This window comes from Bradyrhizobium aeschynomenes, assembly GCF_013178945.1.
Taxonomy (GTDB): Bacteria; Pseudomonadota; Alphaproteobacteria; order Rhizobiales; family Xanthobacteraceae; genus Bradyrhizobium; species Bradyrhizobium aeschynomenes.
Map to the genome: position 1 here is coordinate 12529 of NZ_JABFDM010000008.1, position 15683 is coordinate 28211.

At 68.7% G+C, this 15683-nt stretch carries 9 protein-coding genes; 1 reads left to right on the plus strand and 8 read right to left on the minus strand.

The features are described from left to right. Positions 1–678 precede the first annotated feature (678 nt). The gene (locus HL666_RS22565; protein WP_172183711.1) at positions 679–1584 is read left to right on the plus strand and encodes a methionyl-tRNA formyltransferase; all 906 of its coding nucleotides are present in this window, start codon (positions 679–681) and stop codon (positions 1582–1584) included. On the opposite strand, the gene HL666_RS22570 is transcribed toward HL666_RS22565, so the two are convergent. The 8 genes from HL666_RS22570 to HL666_RS22605 are packed head-to-tail and all read right to left on the minus strand — an operon-like array spanning position 1575 to position 15681. After that, positions 1575–2459: a class I SAM-dependent methyltransferase gene (locus tag HL666_RS22570; protein WP_172134728.1), complete on the minus strand. Its 885-nt coding sequence runs from the start codon at positions 2457–2459 to the stop codon at positions 1575–1577. The genes HL666_RS22565 and HL666_RS22570 overlap by 10 nt on opposite strands. 12 nt (positions 2460–2471) lie before the next feature. Further along, the gene (locus HL666_RS22575; RefSeq protein WP_172183713.1) at positions 2472–3359 is read right to left on the minus strand and encodes a class I SAM-dependent methyltransferase; all 888 of its coding nucleotides are present in this window, start codon (positions 3357–3359) and stop codon (positions 2472–2474) included. Next, positions 3356–11050, minus strand: a complete 7695-nt coding sequence (locus HL666_RS22580) for a non-ribosomal peptide synthetase (protein WP_172183714.1) — start codon at positions 11048–11050, stop codon at positions 3356–3358. The genes HL666_RS22575 and HL666_RS22580 overlap by 4 nt, the downstream gene beginning before the upstream one ends. After that, on the minus strand, positions 11047–12879 hold the full coding sequence (locus tag HL666_RS22585) for an amino acid adenylation domain-containing protein (protein ID WP_311976179.1): 1833 nt from the start codon (positions 12877–12879) through the stop codon (positions 11047–11049). Before HL666_RS22585 ends, HL666_RS22580 begins: the two co-directional genes overlap by 4 nt. 3 nt (positions 12880–12882) lie before the next feature. Then, a complete protein-coding gene (locus HL666_RS22590; protein WP_172115205.1) occupies positions 12883–13164 on the minus strand; it encodes a hypothetical protein in 282 nt (93 codons plus the stop codon). A gap of 11 nt (positions 13165–13175) precedes the next feature. Further along, positions 13176–13640 carry a hypothetical protein gene (locus HL666_RS22595; protein ID WP_172115207.1) on the minus strand — a complete coding sequence of 155 codons (465 nt, stop codon included), beginning with the start codon at positions 13638–13640 and terminating at the stop codon, positions 13176–13178. Then, positions 13637–14863 carry an ArsA family ATPase gene (locus HL666_RS22600; RefSeq protein ID WP_172183717.1) on the minus strand — a complete coding sequence of 409 codons (1227 nt, stop codon included), beginning with the start codon at positions 14861–14863 and terminating at the stop codon, positions 13637–13639. Before HL666_RS22600 ends, HL666_RS22595 begins: the two co-directional genes overlap by 4 nt. Next, positions 14860–15681 carry a thioesterase II family protein gene (locus HL666_RS22605; RefSeq protein ID WP_172183719.1) on the minus strand — a complete coding sequence of 274 codons (822 nt, stop codon included), beginning with the start codon at positions 15679–15681 and terminating at the stop codon, positions 14860–14862. The genes HL666_RS22600 and HL666_RS22605 overlap by 4 nt, the downstream gene beginning before the upstream one ends. Between the last annotated feature and the right edge of the window lie 2 nt (positions 15682–15683).

A 15683-nucleotide genomic window follows, 5' to 3' on the forward strand; every position in this document is an offset into this window, starting at 1 on the left:
AGTTGTTGATCCAGGTATCTCGGCTCCTGTCCGCCCGACGGGCAATCCGCGCATCTCTGCCATGCGTCAACTGCCCGGCGTGCCAGTTTGTCGCGGACTCATCACTTGTGTCGTCGGGCAAATCACATCCACATTTCCGCGCATCCGGGCCCGCCAAGAGGGACGTTTCGCGATCGTCACGAACGTCGGGTCCGAGATGCGGTGGGCGCGTCGGTCTGCAGCCTGGTTTCGGCCGGGCGGACGAACAGAACGCTGCGACGGTGAAATCGTGTGGTCCTGGCCTCCCGGTGCCGAGGTCAAGCGGACGGGGATGATGACCCGTTCGCGATGGGGGCAATCAAGCCGGTCCCCAAGGAGAGCACGTATAAGCCGCTCAACCATCGCGCAGGGAAGGCCGGGATGTCCCAGCCGAACCTGTGGTTCCTGCCCCGTGCATTTTTCTCTGCACGGGGGCCATGGGGGCGGCAGGCTCCCGGCCTTCCCTGCGCCTCTTCCTGTCAGGAAGAGGACGAACGGATGCAAAAGCCCGGGCGTCGTCGCCGCGGGATCGCGATGGCTTGCCTTCGATGTTTGACACCGGTGAAGTTGCGTCATGAGACGGGATGCGCCGACTCGCGCCTTGCGCTAAGTCGATACGGCGCGTGCGAGGCGCGCGCAGATGGAAGGCAGCAGATTGCGATGGAGCGCGCCCGGATCGCCATTCTCGGCAGCTCGGTGCCCAGCTTCGAGCTGGCCGACGTGCTGATCGCCGCTGGCTGCACGGTTTGCGCCGTCGTGCCGCCGCGCGGGACGCTCGGCAGCGGCGTGGAGCGGCGCGCCGCCGCGCGGCAGCTGCCGCTGGTCGATGTCGGGCCGTCGATCAACGATCCCGCGACGGTGGCGAAGCTGCGAGGGCTCGGCGCCGACCTGTTCGTGAACTGGGGTCATCCCGAGCGCTTTGCCGAGGAGCTGCTCGCGCTGCCGCGGCTCGGCGCCCTCAACCTGCATCCCGGTGAGATCCCCGGCGCGCGCGGCCTCGAGCCGGTGTTCGCGGCGATCCTCGAAGGCTGGCCCGCGATCACCCAGACGGCGCATCTGATGAGCGCTGCGTTCGACGACGGGCCGATCATCCGCACCCGCCGCATCGCGATCGATGACGCGCCGTATCGCGACGTCGTCGAGGAGCGGCTGCGCGACGGCGCGGTCGGCTTCTATCAGGGCGCAGTGCAGGCGGTGCTCGCCGGCGAGCGCGGGGCGCCGGGAACGGGGCCGCGGCGCTATTTCGGGAAGCTGAAGCCGGATGACGACGTGCTGGGCTGGCAAGAGCCGCAGGAGGCCGTGCTGCGGCGTCTGCGCGCGCTGAGCCCGTTCAAGCCCGCGCGGTGTTTCGTCGCCGGCCACGATGAGCCGCTGCTGATCTGGCGGGCCGAGCCGAGCGGCCACGCCGCCGCGGATGCGCCGGCGGGGTGCGTGATGGCGGCGCATGACGGTGAACTGCTGGTCGCCGCCGCCGACGGGCTCGTTCGCATCACGGAGCATGAGCGTCCGCCGGCGCTGCCATTGGCCAGTCTGGTCGGCGCGCAGCTGACGGGTGATCAGCGCTGAGGACGCAGCCGGCTCGCCAGCCTCGAGCGCTTGCGCGCGCGCAGGATGCGATAGGACAGGCGGCCTTCGGTCATCGCGACCTGCATCTGCGAGCCGGGCCGGGCCATCACGAGGTCGAGCACGCGCGCGTCGGACTGCTCGGTGGCACCGCAGGCCTCCGCAGGCGACACGGTGCCGAAGCCCTCGAGCTGCGAGTCGCCTTCGGCCGCGCGAGCCAGCATCACATTCGGCGTGATGTCGCGATCGCTGAGCACGTCGAGCCCGCAGGCGCTCAGCTCGGCGCGCCGCGCCGTCACCTCGTCGCGGTCGAACACGTCGGTGTACAGGAACGCGCCGCCCGGCCGCAGCACGCGCGCCACCTCGGCATAGAAGCGCGCGATATGGGGGTAGCAATGCGAGCTCTCAACATTGGTGACCACGTCGAAGCTCTGGTCGGGAAACGGCAGCTGCTCGGCATCGCCTTCGAGAAAGCGGCTGCGCGGCGCGTCGACGGTGCGGCGGCAGAATGCGATGTTCTCTGGCGTGAGATCGAGGCCGGTGACCTCGCGGGGTTGGAAGTAGCTCAGCAGCGTGTGCACCGTGCCGCCGCGGCCGCAGCCGACGTCGAGCACATCGCGGCCGGCGAGCTCGGTGTCGCCGACCAGCTCCAGGATCAGCCGCACCGAGCTGGCATTGACCGCATCGGGCCGCGGCAGGATGCGGGCCTCGTCCTGGCCGGACGGCAGGTAGCCCCAGTTCATGAACAGGCTGACCTCGCCGAACGGCAGGCTGTCGACGCGCCGGTTCCAATAGCCGTAGAATCGCTGAATGCGCGACTTGAAGGCCTCGGGCGCGGCGGCCTTGTCGGGCAGGTCATAGACGTCGTCATCGGACATCGGCTCGCCTCGTTACAGCTCGATGCAGTCGGCAACCTTGCGCAGCCGCAGGATGCGATATTCGAAGCGGCCGTCCTCGATGTGATCGAAGAACTCCGAGCCTTCGGGAGCAAGGAAGTAGCTCATCAAAGCGGCGCGCGTCGGGTCGGCGGCGCCGGGTTCCTCCGCGTTGAAGGCACGCAGCTGCACCTGCGCGGCCTCGCGCCTTGCAGCCAGCACGTTGGCGGTGATGTCGCGATCAGCCTCGATCACGAAGCCGTTGGCGGCGAGGAAATCGCGGGCATGCCCGAACTGGCCAGGCTGCAGCAGGTCGGTGTAGGCGAAATGGCCGCCGTGCCTGAGCACGCGATTGACCTCGCGGTAGAAGCGGTCGATGTCCGGATAGGCGTTGGAGGATTCGATGTTGGTGACCAGATCGAAGCTGCCGTCGCCGAAGGCGAGGTCCTCGGCATCGCCCTGGAAGAAGCGCAGGCGCGGATCGCCGTGCGTCTGCTTGCAATGGGCGATGCTGCGTGGATTGAGATCGACGCCGGTGAGGCTGCGCGGCGCGCAGCGCGCGGCGAGCGTCGCCAGCGTGCCGCCGCGGCCGCAGCCGACGTCGAGCACGTCCAGTCCGTCGACGCTGATCGGCCCGAGCAGCTCCAGCACCAGCCGCACGGCATGGCGGTCGAGCATCGCTGCCGGCAGGCTGCCGCTCCAGTCGTCCGGGCGGCCCTCGACCGGCAGGTAGCCCCAGTTGAAGAACTGCACATAGCCGTCGAGGCTGCTGTCGGAGAGGTAGGTGTTGAGCCCGTTGTAGAAGTCGATCACGCGCGACTTCAATTCGGCCGGCGCCACGCCCAGCCGTTCGCCGAGACCCGGCGCGGCGTCTGGTCCGAGCTGATCGTGAGGGCTGCTCATCGCAAACTCCGCCTGCGGTCGACCAGCGCGTGGCGGCGGCGCTCGGCGCGGTCCCCGACCTCGGGACTGTCGGCCGCAATGGCCGCCTCGTGGGTGGCGAGCTTGGCCTGGTCGGCAATCGTGGTGGCGCGGAACAGGTCGATCAGCGCGAGGTCGCGGCCGAAATGGCTGTTGATGCGATGGAGCAGCCGGACCAGCAGCAGCGAATGGCCACCGGCGTCGAAGAAGTTGGTGGCGCGGTCGATGCGATCGCGTTGCAGCAGCTCCTGCCACATTCCATGAACGGCGCGCTCGGCATCGCCGGCAGGTGCAGCCGCTTCGCTCTGCTCCGGCGTGGACGCGATGGGCGGCAGCGCGCGGCGGTCGATCTTGCCGGTGCGGGCCAGCGGCATCCGCTCGAGCACCGCGATCTGGCCGGGGATCATGTAGTCCGGCAGCAGCCGGGACAGATGCAGCTTCAGCTCGGGGCCGATGCTGCGGCCGAGCGCGGTCTGCAGGGGATCGTTGGAGAGCTCGGCCCACGGCTTCGTCGTCCGCGCGGCCTCCAGCGGAGAGACGGGGCGAACGCCGCCGCGAGGATAAAGCAGCAGGTCGAACACGCCATCGCCGGCGCGCTCGGACAGCGCGAAGTCGACCGCGAAGCCGGCGGCGGCCGCGGCCTCGGCGAGCTGCTCGGGATGCGGGGCCTCGGCCGGCGGCGCGACCTCTGGGTCGATGCCGGCAAGCAGCCGCAGATCCTCGCTCAGCCGGCCATCGGGCACGCCGGTGATGCAGAGCGCGGGATGCGCCCGCGCGGCGCCGATCATCGCCGCGACCGGATCGGCGGCATCGAGGGCCGTCCAGGCGATGCTGGCTGCGGAGCCCGGATGAGGCGGGGCGGCAGTGTCGATCACCACTTCGTAGCGGTACTTGGTCAGCTCATTCACGGCCATGCCGCGCTTCGCGGCGAGCCGAACCGCGGCGCCGTGCTCGGCGGCGATGCGGGTGAAGTAGGCGGGATCGAGCACCAGCTCCTTGTCGAAGCGGATGCGGTTGGCGGCGCGCGCGAGAATGGCAGGGCCGCCGAGCGCGTGCTGCCGGGCCTCCACGGAGACCGCGAACAGGCGTTGCAGCGGCAGCGATCTGATGTCGCCGAGATAGATCCGCCCTGATGGCGCAAGGCATTCGAACGCGCCGTCGAGGACACGGCGCAGATAGTCACGACCCGGGAAGTACTGAATGATGGAGTTGAGAATGACGAGATCGAAACTGCGTGGCGGAACACCGTCGAAATTGTCGGCCTCGCGCTGCTCGATCGTGACATGGGTCCAGCCGCTTTGGCGCGCCAGCTCACGCGTGCCGGCAACGGCCGGCGGGGAGAAGTCGGTGCCGCGATAGGTCTCCACCCGATCGGCGAGGCCGCGCAGCAGCAGCCCGGTGCCGCAGCCGATCTCCAGCACGCGGCGTGGCCCCAAGGCCAGCAGCGCCTCCGTCGTCCTTGCCTGCCATTCGCGCATCTCGGCCACCGCGATCGGCCGGCCGGTGTAGCTGTCGTGCCAGCCGGCGAGATCGGCATCCGGCGCATCAGCTGCGGGGCCGTAGGTGATCTCGTACAGCTCGCGCCAGTCGGACACGAAGGCCTGCCCGTGCTGCTGGTGCTGGGCAGTCGCAACGTCGGGCTTCAAGGTGACGTAGGCGTCGAGAAACTTGTCCTCGTCCTTGGTCCGCACCACGACCGCAGCCTCAGCGACGGCGGGATGGCGCGCGAGCGCGAGCTCGATCTCCTCGATCTCGATGCGATGGCCGCGGATCTTGACCTGGTTGTCGCGCCGACCGACGAACTCGATGGTGTCGTTCGGATCGAGCCGCACGAGATCGCCGCTGCGGTAGAGCCTGACGCCGTCGAGCGCGGTGACGAAGCGGGCGTCCGTCGCGGCGGTGTCGCCGAGATAGCCCTTGGCGAGGCCGCTGCCGCCGATGCAGAGCTCGCCGGGCATGCCGGCCGGCACCGGCTTCAGATCGGCGTCGAGGATGCGGCAGATCACGCCGGGCAGCGGCCGCCCGATCGGCACCGTGGCGGCGCGATCGGTGAGCTGGCCGACCGGATGGAAGGTCGCGAAGGTCGTGGTCTCCGTCGGGCCGTAGACATGGAGCAGGCGGGCCGGCGGACCGGCCGCGAGCACGCTGCGGACATGGTCGGCATTGACGGCCTCGCCGCCGAACAGCACGAGCCGCAGCGGCGCGAAGGCGGCCGGCTTCAACTGAGCGACCTGGTTGAACAGCGCGGTGGTCAGGAACATGACCGAGACGGCGCGTGCCTGCAGATTGCACGCGAGCGCATGGGGATCGAGCAGGGTCTGCTTGTCGACCATCACGACGCAGCCGCCATTGAGCAGCGCGCCCCAGATCTCGAAGGTGGCGGCATCGAAGGACAGCGGCGCGGCCTGGGCGATGCGATCGTTCGCCGTGAGCGCCGCGTAGTCGGTGTCGAGCACGAGATTGGCGACCGCACCCTGCGGCACGAGGATGGCCTTGGGCGTGCCGGTCGATCCGGAGGTGAAGTTGACATAGGCCGGGCTGTCGGCGCCGATCAGCTGCGGCGCGGGCAGCGCTGCACGGGCATGCTCGCCCACTTCGTTCGCGACGACGATGCGGAGCGCGCCATCGATCCGCATCAGGACGTTGCACATCGGGCTGGTCGTGACGACATGGCGAACGCCGGCCTGACGCAGCATCAGTGCAAGCCGCGCCTCGGGGAGCGTGGGATCGAGCGGCAGATAGGCTCCGCCGGCGCGGATCACGGCGAGCAGCATGACGACGGCCTCGACCGAGCGCTCGGCGACAACGCCGACGATGTCGCCGTTCTGGACACCAGCGGCAACGAGCCGTTCGCCGAGCGCGCGGCTGGCCGCCTCGAGCGCGGCATGGCTCAGCGTGCGGCCGTCGATGCTCTCGATCGCGATGCGCTGACCATGCGCGGCCGCAACGGCCTCGAAGCGGGCCGCCAGACCGGTGTCGCCACCGGGCAGCGCACGCGGCCGCTCCAGGACATGCTGCTGCGTCCGCAGCTCGGAGGGCGAGGCGACGACCAGCGACGGCAAGGGTTTATCCGGCGCATCCAGCGCCGCGGTCAGCAGGGTTACGAACTGAGCTGCCAGTCGACCGGCCGTTGCCTCTGTGAACAGATCGCTGGCGTAGACCAGCAGGCCTGCGATGGCGCCGTCGCGTTCGAACAAATGCGTCTCGATGTCGAACCGCGTGGTGTGGATGTCGACGACGAACGGAGCTGCCTCGACGTCGGGAACGACGAGGCGGTCATCGGTCGCATTCTGGAGCGCGAATGCGACCTGCACCAGCGGATTGCGCGCGGGATCACGGTCGGGCTGCAGGCGTTCCACGAGCTGCTCGAACGGCAGGTCCTGGTTCTGATAGGCCTCCAGCGCGATGCTGCGCACGCGCGACACCAGCGCTTCCAGCGAAGGCGCATCGGAGAGGTCGAGCCGCAGCGCCAGCGTGTTGACGAAGAAGCCGATCAGCTCCTCGGTCTCGTGATGGTGGCGATTGGCGATCGGGCTGGCCACCGCAAAGTCATCCTGCGCGGCGGCGCGTCCGATGACGGCGCCGTAGACCGCGAGCAGCACCATGAACGGCGTGGCGTTGCAGCGCTCGGACAGCGCTTTCAGGCGCGCCGTGGTCGTCGCGTCGATCATGATCGGCACGATGTCGCCGCGATAGGACTGCCGGGCTGGACGTCGGTGGTCGAGCGGCAGGCGCAGCTCGGGCAGATCAGCGAGGCGGGCCGACCAGGTCTCGAGCTGCTCGCGTGCGCGTGTGCCGGAGAACCAGTCACGCTGCCACGCGGCGAAATCGGCGTAGCGCAGCGGCAGCGGACGCAAGGTGGCGCCGCTCATGAGCAGCGACAGCTCGCGCGCCAGCACCGTCAGCGACCAGCCGTCGCACGCGATATGGTGCATGACCAGCGCCAGCACGGCGCGGTCGGGCGCCGTCAGGATCAAGGTGGCGCGCAGCAGAGGGGGCTGTGTCAGATCGAAAGGTTCGAGCGCTGCGGCGGCGACCACAGCGCGTGCCCGTGTGAGCGCATCGGGCCGGCCGCGCAGATCCACTGTGCGCAGCGGACAGGGCATCGGCGCCAGCGGCTCCTGCCAGGACTGGCCGCCGCTTTCGCCGATGCGGCTGCGCAACGGCTCGTGGCGAGCGACGATGCGATCGAGCGCGGCCTGCAGCCTGGGGACATCGAGCGGCCCGTCGAGCTGATAGGCAACCGGCACGTTGTAGCCTGCCGTGCCTGGATCGAGCCGCTCCAGGAACCAGAGCCGCTGTTGCGCAAAGGACAGCGGCGCGGCACCCGTGCCGGCCCTGCCGGCGATGACCTCGCGGGTGTCTGGAGCAGCGGGCGTACCTTCGGCGATGGCCGCGGCAAGGAGGCGCGGCGTCGGCTGCTCGAACAGCAGCCGCAGCGGCGCGACGAGGCCGCGGCGCTGCGACAATTGCGCAAGGACGCGAGTCGCAAGCAGGGAATGGCCGCCATTCTCGAAGAAGTCGCTGTCGCGTCCGATCGGCCGCGCCAGCAGCTGCGACCAGATCGCGATGATCTCGCTTTCGAGATCGTCAGCGGAGTCGGCATGGGTATCGGGCACCGCCGCGGGCCTCATCAGCCGCAGGGCCGCGCGATCGATCTTGCCATGCTCGCTGACGGGCATGCGCCCGATCCGAGTGATCCGCGCCGGGATCATGTAATCCGGCAGCTCCTGGCGCAGCCAGCGCAGCACCGCCGAGGTTTCGTGAGCTGCGTCCGAAAGTGTGACGAAGGCTTCGAGCGACTTGTCCTCATAGTCGCCCTGGACGATCACCGCAGCCTCGGCGACGGCGGGATGGCGCGCGAGCGCGAGCTCGATCTCCTCGATCTCGATGCGATGGCCGCGGATCTTGACCTGGTTGTCGCGCCGGCCGACGAACTCGATGGTGTCGTTCGGATCGAGCCGCACGAGATCGCCGCTGCGGTACAGCCTGACGCCGTCGGGCGCGGTGACGAAGCGGGCGTCCGTCGCGGCCGGATCGCCGAGATAGCCCGTGGCGAGGCCGCTGCCGCCAATGCAGAGCTCGCCGGGCATGCCGGCCGGCACCGGCTTCAGATCGGTGTCGAGGATACGGCAGATCACGCCGGGCAGCGGCCGTCCGATCGGTACCGTGGCGGCGCGCTCGGTGAGCTGGCCGACCGGATGGAAGGTCGCGAAGGTCGTGGTCTCCGTCGGGCCGTAGACATGGAGCAGGCGGGCCGGCGGACCGGCGGCAAGCACGCGGCGGACATGGTCGGCATTGACGGCCTCGCCGCCGAACAGAACGAGCCGCAGCGGCGCGAAGGCGGCCGGCTTCAACTGAGCGACCTGGTTGAACAGCGCGGTGGTCAGGAACATGACCGAGACGGCGCGCGCCTGCAGATCGCGGGCGAGCGCATCGGGATCGAGCAGGGTCTGCTTGTCGACCATCACGACGCAGCTGCCATTGAGCAGCGCCCCCCAGATCTCGAAGGTGGCGGCATCGAAGGACAGCGGCGCGGCCTGGGCGATGCGATCGTCCGCCGTGAGCGCCGCGTAGTCGGTGTCGAGCACGAGGTTGGCGACGGCGCGCTGCGGCACCAGGATGGCCTTGGGCGTGCCGGTCGATCCGGAGGTGAAGTTGACATAGGCCGGGCTGTCGGCGCCGATCAGCTGCGGCGCGGGCAGCGCTGCACGGGCATGCTCGCCCATTTCGTTCGCGACGACGATGCGGAGCGCGCCATCGATCCGCATCAGGACGTTGCACATCGGGCTGGTCGTGACGACATGGCGAACGCCGGCCTGACGCAGCATCAGCGCAAGCCGCGCCTCGGGGAGCGTGGGATCGAGCGGCAGATAGGCGCCGCCGGCGCGGATCACGGCGAGCAGCATGACGACGGCCTCGACCGAGCGCTCGGCGACAACGCCGACGATGTCGCCGTTCTGGACACCAGCGGCAACGAGCCGTTCGCCGAGCGCGCGGCTGGCCGCCTCGAGCGCGGCATAGCTCAGCGTGCGGCCGTCGCTGCTCTCGATCGCGATGCGCTGCCCATGGGCGGCCGCAATGGTCTCGAAGCGAGCCGCAAGACCCGTGTCGCCACCGGGCGGCGCACGCGGCCGCTCCAGGACGTGCTGCTGCGTCCGCAGGTCGGAGGGCGAGTCCAGCGGCAGATCGGCGACGAGGCTGTCGGGCTCAGCAATGCACGCGTCGAGCAGGTGCACATAGCGGCGCAGCCATCGTGCCGCGCCATCGCGCGTGAAACTGTCGCTGCGCGCCGTAAGCATCAGACGCAGGCCACCGGGCTCGCCCGCATCCGCCCCGATCAGCGCGAGTTCGCTGTCCGGTGCAGGCTCCAGCAGTGCCGATGTGGCGTGGCCGGCGAGTGGCCAGACGTGCAGCTCGAGATCGAAGCGGGTGGTGCCGCGCTCGAAGCCGATGATCCGGACGTCGACATTGTCCAGCCGGAGCGGGGTGTCGGGTGTGGCCTGATAGGCGAAGCTCGTCAGCGCGGGCTCGGCGAGCAGGGCCGAGTGCGAAGGATCAGTCGACGACTCGTCGCCTGCGGCGTCGAGCGCAGCGGCGAGCCCGTCATGCACCTCGCTCAGAAGCTCAGTAAAGCGCATCGACGAGCCGCAGGACGCCGTAACCAGGAGCGTATCGACGTGGAAGCCGATCTGCTCGCCCAATTCGGGATCGCGACGGCCTGCAGCCGGCACGGCGACAATGGACGTGGAACTCGCCGACAGACGCGCGACCAGCAGAGTCTGAACCGCCAGCAGGACGGTTGCGATGCTGGTGCGGCGCTGCCGCGCGACAGCACGGACGCGCGCGTGCAGGCCTGCCGGAAGCCGCGTTGCCAGCGTATGGCCGTCGTGAGGCCGGCCCTGGGGACGAACCGCATCGTGCGGCACCGGCGCCGGGGGCGTGTCGGGGAGTGCTGGCGGCCGGCGGCCCAGCGCAATCGTCGCGGATGGCCCGGATTGTGCCTTTCGTGCCGCAGAGCGCCATGGCTGCCCAGCCAGACGCGCGCGGTAGGCGGCCGCGAGATCGCGGCAGAACAGCGCGTGCGACCAGCCATCGGTGACGATGTGGTGGATGAGGTGGATGAGCAGATGATCATCATCCGCGAAGCGGACCAGAGTGGCGCTCAACAGCGGTGGCTGGTCGAGCGCGATCGGGCGTTGCGAGAGGCGGGAGGCCAGATCGCGCGCAACAATGTCCCGCTCACCGGGCGCGATCTGCGAACGATCGAGCTGAGTGATCCGGAACGGAGATGGCGCTGCGATGAACCGCTCCGGCTCACCGTTGATCTCGCGAAAGCCGGTCCGCAGCGCGTCGTGCCCGGCGACGACGTCGCTGAACGCAGCTTCGAGCGCGCTGGCATCGAGCCGGCCCGACAGGCGGTAGGCGGCGGAGACGTTGTAAGGCGCCTCGTCCGGAGCGAGCCGGTTGGCGAACCACAGTCGTTTCTCGGCGCTCGAAAGACGCGAGACATCGCGCAGATGAGCGATGATGCCGGAGCGATCGGCTGCGATCGCGTCGCGCAGCTCCGCAGTCAGCGCGCCGGGAGCGGCCCGAAACCGCAGCTGATCGCCGTCCAGGAACAGCGCGATGCCGCGGCTCTTCAGGGTGGCGAGAAGCGAGGCTGCGGTCACAGCACGCCGGCCTCAAAGGGGGCGGCCATGTCGGCGAGGCGCCGCGCCACGCCGCGAACGGTCGCATCGGCGTAGAGATCCTGCAGTGTGCCTTCCCAGCCGAGCTGTGTGCGCAACTGCCCAAGGAGGCGCATGGCCAGCAGCGAGTCGCCGCCGAGATCGAAGAAGTCATCGTCGAGGCTTGCCGGCGCAAGCTTGAGGACGGACGTGAACAAGGCGGCGACCGCCGCCTGATCGCGATCGTCGTAGTGAGGTTCGACGCTGCCGCCTGCGGCGGCTGTCAGATGCGCGAGCAATGCATCACGATCGACCTTGCCGTTGGCTGACAGCGGAAATGACGGCACGATCACGATCCGCGCCGGCACCATCGGCGGCGGAAGCTCGGCCTGCAGCCGGGAGCGGAGCTGGGATTCGAGTCCGTTGGACTTGACCGAAGTCGTGACGAAAGCATGGAGTCTGACGTCTCCGGGCGACAGCTCCGCGGCCAGCACGACAGCGCCGCGAACGTCGTCGATGGCCTCGAGATGGCGCGCCACCGCACCTGGCTCGACGCGATGGCCGCGGATCTTGAGCTGCGCGTCGAGGCGATCAAGGAAGATCAACGAGCCGTCGCGCTGCATGCGGACGCTGTCGCCGCTGCGATACATGCGTCCTTGGGGACGGAAAGGATCCGGCCGGAAGCGTTGCTGCGTCAGCTCTGGATCGCCGAGATAGCCGGCGGCGACGGCTTCGCCGCCGATCCAGAGCTCGCCCTCCGTGCCGAGCGCAACCGGCTGCTGATCGGAATCGAGCACGTAGCAGGATGTTCCGGCAATGGGACCGCCGATCGAGAAAGGCTCAGTCGGGCGGGCGTCTGCGGTGAAGCGGGCGGCCGTCGTGTAGACCGCCGTCTCCGTCGGTCCGTAGCAATGCACGATCGCGCGGGCGCCGCCATCGAGCACCCGACACGCGGCTTCGGCGCTGCCGCGTTCGCCGCCGGTCAGGATCTCGACGCCAGCGAGTGCCTCGGGACGATCCTCGGCAATGCGGTTGAACAGGCCGGTCGTGATGAACGTCGTGGTGACGCCATGACGGCGCACCAGCTCGGCGATGCTGTCAGGGGTCGGGGGCGCATCCGGATGCAGCACGATGCGGGCGCCGGCGGCGAGGAAGGGCCAGAGGTCGAACACCGCGGCATCGAAGCTCGGTGGCGAAAGTGCCAACGCGATGCTGCTGCTGTCGATCGCGGTGTAGGCGGGCGCCACCATCAGCCGCGTGACGTTGTCGTGGCGGACCACGACGCCCTTGGGACGGCCGGTCGAGCCCGAGGTGAAGATCACATAGGCCGTATCCGATGCGCATGTGACCGGCGGCACATCAGTCTTGTCGTGAATGTCGCCGGTTCCGATCAGGCGATCGTGCCACTCGGCACCGAGCTGCAGAGGAGATCGGACATCGGCAACGATCAGCGCCGGCTGAGCTGCCGCGAGGACGGTCTCGGTGAAAGACCGGGGATAGTGCGGCGCGATCGGGACGTAGCCGCAGCCGGCATCGAGCACGCCGAGCAGCAGAGCGGGAAGATCGAGGTCGCGGCCGGAAAGCACGGCAATCAGGTCGCCGCGCCGCGCACCGCGCGCGGTCAAGGCGGCCCGGACCCGATCGGCGCGATCGATCAGCTCGGCGTAGGTCATGCAGCCTCTAGCGCCGATCAGTGCCGGTGCTCCCGGCGACCTCGCGGCTGCCGCGCGAACCAGCTCGCCAATGGAGCCACGCTCCGGCGCCGGATGGTCGTGCCGGGCCAACGACAGCTGAGGGTCCACGATCATGCGCAAGCCGCCGATCCCGGCCATGACCTACTCGACGGGAACGCGTTGCGGACGGCGCTCCTTCGGGCCGCTCTCGGCGCGCTGCTCCTCTTTCTCGACCACGGCAAGCAGGCCGCGTAGCAGCTCGGCCTCGCTGCGCAGGATATGCTTGCGCATGATCTGCACGCTCTCGGCGCGTCCGGCCAGTAGCGGCCCGAGCACCTGGTTGATGGCGGCTTGCGCATAGTGCAGCAGCGGCTGCAGGTCGATGCCCTTCAGTCCGAGGGTTGCGGCGTCGACGGTGTCGTCCTTGTCATGGGCCTCAGTCATGGTCGGTCCTTTCAAGAATCCTTGGTGGGGAAGGGGGTGGGACGGGACGGCATTGCGGTCCGCAGCTCGGTCGCCGCAGACACGGTCGGCCTGATCTGCTGGGCCAGCGTGGCCGATTCAGTGGCTGCCGCGGTCGCTGTGGCGATCGCCTGCGCGCGGCTGGTATGAACCGGGCTGATGCCGGCGGATGTGGTCGGCGACGGCGGCGAGCTGGCCGGAGCCGGGGCCGGTGTCGCCGCGGCCGCGCGCGCACGAGTCCCTGGCGGCGGCGCGGACGGCTTGTGCAACTTGCCGATCAGGTTCTCGACCACCGCGAGCTGGCCCTTGTAGAGCTCGGCCTGAGCCTTCAGGGCCTGCTCCAGCAAGGTTCGCATCGCAGAATTGTGTGTGTCGGCGACCTCGCGCAATTCATCTTTCAGGTCTTCCGACGTCTCCAGGGCCCGTTTCAGGAACGGGAAGCTTCCGCGACTGATCATGAATGCGCATCCTTTCTGAATGTGATCTCGAGTGCATCGCCGTTCATCTTTGCGCCCGCGGTCTGCATCGCTACCAGGGCGCGGGGTAGCAGGATGACGCGCTTGAACGTCCCGATCCGGATGAAGAGATCCTCGTTGTCCCTGGAGATCTCCACCTTGTCCTTCGGTGCGAACCGCAGCTGCACCGACAGCCTATGCTCATTGTCGGAGACCTTGGCGAAGCCGAACGGCGCCGTGGCCACACGCACCTCGGCCGGATCGGCATCGCCATAGAGCTGAGCGCCGAACTCCTCCAGCCGTTCGACCCCGACCACCTCGCTCCGCTGAAACGGAATGGTCGCGATCGGCACCGGATCGAAATAGCTATGCACCGTCTCGATCATTGCGGTCTGCCGCTCCACCCAGTGCGAGAAGTAGCCGTCGCCTTTCGGCAGCATGCGATTAACGACGACGGTGTCAATGGCGATCCCGTAGAGGTTGAAGTACATGTAGGCCCGCTGCGTCTCACGGACCACCATCTGGTCGGGTACGGTGACCAGCCGCAGCGAGGTGATGGTGGGGTCGTGCAGCATCGTCTCGACACCCTCGAGCTTCTCGAACAGGCTCTGCAGCGCGGCGAAATAGCCGTCCTCGGGCAGCATCATGGACTCGCCGCCGAATTTCTTGGCAATCGGTCGCAGGACGCTGGCGACGCGGCGGTCGATCTTGAGCCGCTTGCGCACATACCAATCGATCGAGCCGATGATCGAGACGAAGCGGAGCGACTCGCTGGTCGGCGGGCAGTCGACGACGATGACGTCATAGGTGCCCTCGCGGGCATATTGATTGATGTGGAGAAGGGCGATGATGTCCTCCATGCCCGGCATGATCGCAGCCTCCTCGGCGACGATGCCGTCGAGCCCGCCGCCCATCAGCAGGTAGGCGATATACTTGTAGACATCGCCCCAGTTGCGCTGCATCTCCTCCTGGACGTCGATCTCCTGGAAATCGAGGTTGTCGCGCACCTTCACGGCCTGCCCGCGCGCCGTGCTGAACAGCTCCTCGCTCATGTTGAAGCTGTCGGCGAGGCTATGCGCGAGATCGAACGACATCACGATCGTCTTGCGGCCGCTCGCGGCCAGAGCGACTGCTGTCGCCGCGGCGACGGTGGTCTTGCCGACGCCGCCCTTGCCCGAGACCATGATGATGCGCGGCTTGGCGCGCGAAGGTGCAGTCCCCGTCATGAAATGCGCAACTCCGAAGCTGTGGGACCACGCGCGCAGGATGGGTCGCGCAGTCGTTCCGCGATGGCGCGGGCGATCAACGCCACGACGGCCGGCATCGCGTGATGAATGAAGAAGTGGTTACCGTCGAACATCTCACAGGTGAGAGTCTGCGACGTCATGGCCTGCCAGCTCTGAAGCTCGGGCAGGCCGGCAATGGGATCGCTGCGGCCGCCGATGGCCAGGATCGGACAGGCGAGTGCCGGACGAGGACGCCAATCATAGGTCTCGCACAGCTTGAAATCGGCGCGCAGCGCGGGCAGCACGAGCGCCAGCAACTCCGGCTCCTCCAGCAGCACTGCGGGCAGGCCGCCAAGCTCCATGACGGCGGCCAGAAATTCCGCGTCCGCAAGATGAGAAATAACGGGAAACCGGCGCGGCAGGTTGGGCGCGCCATGGCCCGATATGATCACCAGCTCCGGTCCAGGCAGACCGCGGTGCTGCAGCGCCTGCGCAAGCTCATAGGCGAGCATCGCGCCCATACTGTGCCCGAACAGCGCATAGGGGCGGTCGAGCCAGGGCGCGATCGCGGGAACGAGCTGCGCGATCAGCGCCTGCGCATCGTCGATGGCCGGCTCCATGATGCGGCGCTCGCGGCCGGGTAGGTGCACCGGCGAGAACGCAATCGAGCCCGGCAGTCTCGCGGGCCATTCGCCGAAGCTCGCGGCATTGCCGCCGGCGAATGGCAGCGCGAACAGGCGCAGTCGGCGCGTCGTCTCGGGATCGCCGCCGATCCAGGCGCGGCCCGGCGCGCTCCGAGTGCCGGAAGTGGCTGGCATCC

Coding starts and splice junctions, on each gene's coding strand:
- HL666_RS22605 (WP_172183719.1), bottom strand. CDS start 15,681: ATGCCAGCCACTTCCGGCACTCGGAGCGCGCCGGGCCGCGCCTGGATC.
- HL666_RS22565 (WP_172183711.1), top strand. CDS start 679: ATGGAGCGCGCCCGGATCGCCATTCTCGGCAGCTCGGTGCCCAGCTTC.
- HL666_RS22585 (WP_311976179.1), bottom strand. CDS start 12,879: ATGGCCGGGATCGGCGGCTTGCGCATGATCGTGGACCCTCAGCTGTCG.
- HL666_RS22570 (WP_172134728.1), bottom strand. CDS start 2,459: ATGTCCGATGACGACGTCTATGACCTGCCCGACAAGGCCGCCGCGCCC.
- HL666_RS22595 (WP_172115207.1), bottom strand. CDS start 13,640: ATGATCAGTCGCGGAAGCTTCCCGTTCCTGAAACGGGCCCTGGAGACG.
- HL666_RS22590 (WP_172115205.1), bottom strand. CDS start 13,164: ATGACTGAGGCCCATGACAAGGACGACACCGTCGACGCCGCAACCCTC.
- HL666_RS22600 (WP_172183717.1), bottom strand. CDS start 14,863: ATGACGGGGACTGCACCTTCGCGCGCCAAGCCGCGCATCATCATGGTC.
- HL666_RS22575 (WP_172183713.1), bottom strand. CDS start 3,359: ATGAGCAGCCCTCACGATCAGCTCGGACCAGACGCCGCGCCGGGTCTC.